The organism is Lactobacillus helveticus DSM 20075 = CGMCC 1.1877 (assembly GCF_000160855.1).
GTDB classification, from domain to species: Bacteria; Bacillota; Bacilli; order Lactobacillales; family Lactobacillaceae; genus Lactobacillus; species Lactobacillus helveticus.
In genome coordinates this window covers 1-1,332 of the sequence record NZ_GG700772.1, presented here as the reverse complement: position 1 = coordinate 1,332, position 1,332 = coordinate 1, and the positions used below count along the sequence as shown (strand labels likewise).

The 1,332-nt window shown below is 37.6% G+C and carries 3 protein-coding genes; all 3 read left to right on the top strand.

From position 1 onward, the window contains the following. Positions 1–46: 46 nt before the first annotated feature. Positions 47–391, top strand: coding sequence for a transposase (locus tag HMPREF0518_RS10875; protein ID WP_003627967.1), 345 nt, complete (start codon positions 47–49; stop codon positions 389–391). A 4-nt stretch (positions 392–395) separates the two neighbouring features. Continuing rightward, positions 396–572, top strand: a complete 177-nt coding sequence (locus tag HMPREF0518_RS10870; protein ID WP_023192905.1) for a transposase — start codon at positions 396–398, stop codon at positions 570–572. A 13-nt stretch (positions 573–585) separates the two neighbouring features. Continuing rightward, positions 586–1,332: IS3 family transposase (locus tag HMPREF0518_RS10865; protein ID WP_244855815.1), on the top strand; the 747-nt coding region annotated here is incomplete at its 3' end.

The following is a 1,332-nucleotide window of genomic DNA, read 5'->3' as shown; positions in this document are numbered from 1 at the left end:
ATGTAGTGACCCTCGAAATTCGGACACGAATCTCGGGGGTTTTATTATGTCCAAATTAACCAAACAAGATAAAATTCATATTTTTGAAGAATGGACTTTAGAAGATAAACGTGGTACTTACTTAAGCAAAAAATATGGAGTAAATATAGCCAATATAAATTATTTAGTAAGCTTAATTAAAATGCATGGCTTGTCTATTCTTGATAAGCCTTATGCACATTATTCTAAGGAATTTAAAGAACAGGCAATTAAAGGAGTGCTTTTAGGGAATGAAGCAATTAACGCTGTAGCGCTTGATTTAGGCTTAGCTAGCAGAGGTATGTTAGGCAATTGGGTTCGCTCTTGCAAAGAAAATGGGTATAATGTCGTTATCAAGAAGAATGGACTATGAACCCATGAGCAAGAAAAAGCTGAACGAATTAGAGCGGCTCAAGCAAGAAAACGCCAAGCTGCGTCGCCAGAATTTAAAGCTTACTGTCGAAAACGCATATATAAAAAATTGGATGCCTTGGTTCAAAAAAGGAGCCAACCAAAACAGAAATAGCACAAGCTATTACCGAATTGAGGCATGAATTGGGGCTCGCTGTGAAGAAGATCATCGAGATTATTAATACCAATGAAGATCTGCCACACATTTCACGGAGTAATTACTACGATGCTTATACTCGTGATGACAAAGACCAGGTTAATCATGGCGATGTGATAGCGCGTATTCAGGAAATCTATGATGAGATTAAGAATCGCTATGTTGCCCCAGGTTATCGCCGTATTACGCATATCTTGCATCGTGAAGGCTATCAAATTAATCGCAAAACAGTTAATCGTTTAATGCGCAAAATGGATCTGTATGGTTATGTAATGAAGCGTAGACATCCATATAGCAGCTATCAAGGAGATATTAAAGGCAGAATCAAGCCAGACTTAATTAAACGCAAATTCTTTGCTTTAAGACCAAATATGAAATGGTATACCGATATTACTGAATTCAATCTTAAAGGTAAGAAACTTTATTTATCGCCTATTATTGATGGCTGTGGACGTGATACAGTTGCTTATAATATTTCTCGTCATCCTAATCTGAAACAGGTGATGTCGATGTCGAACGATGCTTTTAAAACTAATCAAGCATTAAATGGTTTAATCTTTCATACAGATCGAGGCTGGCAATACCAGCACAAGGCTTACCAACACGAGTTAGCTATTCGAGGCATTGAACAAAGCATGTCTAGGAAAGGCTGCTCTCCAGATGATGGCTTAATGGAGGGCTTCTTTGGCATTCTTAAACGAGAAATGTTCTATGGTCAGGAGAATAAATATGACTCGCTTGACGAA